Source organism: Serratia sp. (in: enterobacteria) (genome assembly GCF_046715635.1).
Taxonomy (GTDB): Bacteria; Pseudomonadota; Gammaproteobacteria; order Enterobacterales; family Enterobacteriaceae; genus Chania.
Genome location: NZ_JBKJYW010000345.1, coordinates 1 through 2917, shown reverse-complemented (window position 1 = coordinate 2917; position 2917 = coordinate 1). Strand labels below are relative to the sequence as shown.

Here is a 2917-nt window from a genome sequence, read left to right as displayed (position 1 = left end):
GCCGTTCGTAAAGCCAAACTGTACTACCTGCGTGAGCGTACCGGTAAGTCTGCTCGTATCAAAGAGCGTCTGAACCGCGTTAACTAACGCTGCATCCAAAAGTTAATAGTGATAAGGGGATTACCGTAATGGTAATCCCCTTTTTTTATGGTGCGCCGGGCATGGCGCGTAGTGCCCTGACAGTCGCGGTTCTTTGACTACGGCGGCCCAACTTGGTTTTTCGCCTGTCGTGTTTATCCAATACACGGAAAGATTGATTTGTAAAACTACCGCCATTGACAACTGAATGGAGCGCATGCAATGCAATTTGCCTACACGATTTTATATGTTGATGACGTACAACAAACGTTGGATTTTTATCATAAAGCCTTTGGTTTTGAGATCCATTGTTTGCATGAAGGTGGGGATTGGGGGAGAATTGGCGACCGGTGACACACGTTTGTCATTCTGCTCAAGAACACTTCTGGCTGGAATGGGTAAAAAGAGCGCTAAAAGTGACTATAACCAACCGGTATTTGAAATTGCCTTCACCACCGACGATGTACCGAAAGCACTGAAAAAAGCACTGGATGCCGGTGCGGTGCTAGTAGAAGATGTTCAGCATATGCCTTGGGGGCAAACGATATGCTATGTGGCAGATCCGGAGCATAATCTCGTCGAGATCTGTTCGGCAATGGGTTAATCGTAGCCTTCACCAAACGCTTGCTGCCAATGAACATTGCTACAGAGCGCAGCAGGCGTAATCCCCAACCAGTGCTGGAATTCCCTGCTCATGTGTGACTGATCACAATAGCCGTTGTCTAGCGCGACCTCCGTCAGGGACAGGTGTTCGCAGGCTAATAACGTGGATGCGGTTCTTCTCATCCGTAATAGCCGAAGCCAGAATAACGGGCTCTTGCCTGTTTTACTTTTCACCAGCCGTTCCAGAGTACGAACGCTGACCCCCAACTCCTGGCTTGCCTGAGTCAGAGAGTCGGCAAGCCGTAACGACTGCATTGTTTCGGCAAGCTGTGTTTCCACCCGAACGGTATCGTGAATGATAGACAGTAATGTTGGATGGTCTGGTGTTAATTGGGAAGCGTTGAGGTAATGGAATAACTTGTCCTCATCGATAACACAATCTGGCCGGAACCTGAAACCCTCATAATGGTCCCCCGCGGTGCTTTCCACGCCATAAGCACAGGTGTCGATCTCTGTGATTTTTATCTCTTGTTGTCCATTCCTGTCTGTCAGGAAAATTAAATCCCGACAGCCATCAGGAACAACAATTTGATGCGTCGTTTTTGGCGAATAAAAATTCCAGTGCTCCAAGATAAGCTGTTGCATTTGATCTTCCTATCATCTAAACGACTCTGTTTTCCTAAGCTTACCATCTATTCCCTCTTGTTGGATTATCGCCATTCCGGTGACATTACTTTGAAACCAGGGGGATTACCTGATGGCAATCCCCTTTTTCATTACATCGCTGCGACGCGTTGTTTGCCTTCTTGCGGGTGAGGCTGCGCAGGAATGATGTCGCCGGGTGAAACGATGACCCGGGCCACGGATTCATGGGTGGCAAAGGTACAGCTGCAGTTAATATTACGGCATTGGTGATAGCGTTCTTTGGTCGACTCACTCAGATAGCGACTGGAGCGAGTGTGTGCCACGCTACCGCACAGTGGACAATGCATCATAGAGACCCCCTCTTGATAAAACGGTGAAAAACTATTCGTCAGCTTTGGCTCAAAAAAGTCACCGAGCGAGCTGTTCTTTCCCTGGGAAACTGGTGGTGTTCGGTGTGCTGAGGCCCTGTAGGCACAGCTTACGTTCGGCAGTGCGGCGGCGTTCCAGCCCGCTGTTTTTGACGCCATTGACATAAATCCAGCGTGGTAACTGATCGCAAGCCTGTTGCCATTGGCCATGGTTAAGGAAATAAACCAGGGTAGAGCGGCAGGCGGCCCCCGTACCGACGTTAAAGGCAAATGCCATGACGGCATCATAAGTGGCCTGAGGCATCTGCCGTGGCAGACAGGCCGCCATGCGCTTCTCCACCAGGCGAATATCTTCCAGCAGGTTTTCTGCCGCCTGCATTGGCGTGATGGATTTACCTGGAATAACTCCGGCCGTATGGCCGACACCTTGTGTCCAAACCCCTGCGCTGCATTGATAAGGGGTTAACTGACATCCTTCAAAATCGGCAATCAGGTACAGCCCTTGTTCGGAAGTATTAATCCGATCGGCCTGCGGTAGCAGCATGGCGATCGCCAGAATGGCCAGGGCGCTGCAACGTTTAACGATTGAGTTCATCAAAAAGTCTCCGTGCTGCCGCATCGCGTTCGATGCTTTTGAGGATCTCCAGACTCTTGCGTCTGTAGTACCAATTAACCAGGAAGGTGCCGATCCCTACGGCTGCGCCGATCAGAAAGGCCACATCCTGCGGTGAGAGCTTGCCAAGCCAGGCGAGAAACAGCGCTGCGGAGTAGGTAATGAATGAGGTTAATCTCTCCATCCTATTAACCCCACATCTGCTGTCGCAGCGGATTGTTTTGTAGGATAACGCGACGGTCGGCCACGATAAGCGGGTCGATACTGGCCTCATTTGCCGGGTTTATCATGGTTTTTACCTTAGTAATAATTACTGTATATGCATACAGTATTAATCAAAATGCTAAAGTCGTCAAGCAAGGATAGGACTATTTTTAGCAAATTAGAAAATACGGGAATGGGCATAAAAAAAGCCCATTAATTATGGGCTTAGAGAAGGACTGCGCGGAGCTGTAAGACGAGATTACAAACCGTACACCAGCGTGACTGAAGTCGTGGTATCGGTATTTTTCGGCGCCGAGGCAGGTGGTTTGGTGTTGTAGACCACCGTGTAGGCCAGCCGTAGGGCGAAGTCGTTATTGATGGCGACGTTTAACGCGGTTTCGGAGTT

General features: G+C 49.7%; 8 protein-coding genes. 3 read left to right on the top strand and 5 right to left on the bottom strand.

Annotated elements, in window-relative coordinates:
• The 3 genes from ACLQ7H_RS18230 to ACLQ7H_RS18220 all read left to right on the top strand — a co-directional run.
• A partial coding sequence (locus ACLQ7H_RS18230; RefSeq protein WP_411753877.1) for a 50S ribosomal protein L19 occupies positions 1–87 on the top strand: 87 nt, incomplete at its 5' end.
• A 213-nt stretch (positions 88–300) separates the two neighbouring features.
• Complete coding sequence (locus tag ACLQ7H_RS18225) at positions 301–432, top strand: VOC family protein (protein WP_411753875.1); 132 nt, start codon at positions 301–303, stop codon at positions 430–432.
• Positions 395–682, top strand: a complete 288-nt coding sequence (locus ACLQ7H_RS18220; RefSeq protein WP_411753874.1) for a VOC family protein — start codon at positions 395–397, stop codon at positions 680–682. Before ACLQ7H_RS18225 ends, ACLQ7H_RS18220 begins: the two co-directional genes overlap by 38 nt.
• Here the strand turns inward: ACLQ7H_RS18220 and ACLQ7H_RS18215 are convergent.
• From ACLQ7H_RS18215 to ACLQ7H_RS18195, 5 genes are all read right to left on the bottom strand, one after another.
• Positions 679–1326: a helix-turn-helix domain-containing protein gene (locus ACLQ7H_RS18215; protein ID WP_411753873.1), complete on the bottom strand. Its 648-nt coding sequence runs from the start codon at positions 1324–1326 to the stop codon at positions 679–681. The genes ACLQ7H_RS18220 and ACLQ7H_RS18215 overlap by 4 nt on opposite strands.
• A gap of 131 nt (positions 1327–1457) precedes the next feature.
• The gene (locus ACLQ7H_RS18210; RefSeq protein WP_411753872.1) at positions 1458–1676 is read right to left on the bottom strand and encodes a DNA-binding transcriptional regulator; all 219 of its coding nucleotides are present in this window, start codon (positions 1674–1676) and stop codon (positions 1458–1460) included.
• 58 nt (positions 1677–1734) lie between these two features.
• Positions 1735–2289: a lysozyme gene (locus ACLQ7H_RS18205; protein ID WP_411753871.1), complete on the bottom strand. Its 555-nt coding sequence runs from the start codon at positions 2287–2289 to the stop codon at positions 1735–1737.
• Positions 2273–2491, bottom strand: a complete 219-nt coding sequence (locus ACLQ7H_RS18200) for an HP1 family phage holin (protein WP_021808134.1) — start codon at positions 2489–2491, stop codon at positions 2273–2275. The genes ACLQ7H_RS18205 and ACLQ7H_RS18200 overlap by 17 nt, the downstream gene beginning before the upstream one ends.
• Before the next feature lie 279 nt (positions 2492–2770).
• The coding region (locus tag ACLQ7H_RS18195; protein ID WP_411753876.1) for a DUF481 domain-containing protein at positions 2771–2917 on the bottom strand (147 nt) is incomplete at its 5' end.

Coding starts and splice junctions, on each gene's coding strand:
- ACLQ7H_RS18225 (WP_411753875.1), top strand. CDS start 301: ATGCAATTTGCCTACACGATTTTATATGTTGATGACGTACAACAAACG.
- ACLQ7H_RS18220 (WP_411753874.1), top strand. CDS start 395: ATGAAGGTGGGGATTGGGGGAGAATTGGCGACCGGTGACACACGTTTG.
- ACLQ7H_RS18215 (WP_411753873.1), bottom strand. CDS start 1,326: ATGCAACAGCTTATCTTGGAGCACTGGAATTTTTATTCGCCAAAAACG.
- ACLQ7H_RS18210 (WP_411753872.1), bottom strand. CDS start 1,676: ATGATGCATTGTCCACTGTGCGGTAGCGTGGCACACACTCGCTCCAGT.
- ACLQ7H_RS18205 (WP_411753871.1), bottom strand. CDS start 2,289: ATGAACTCAATCGTTAAACGTTGCAGCGCCCTGGCCATTCTGGCGATC.
- ACLQ7H_RS18200 (WP_021808134.1), bottom strand. CDS start 2,491: ATGGAGAGATTAACCTCATTCATTACCTACTCCGCAGCGCTGTTTCTC.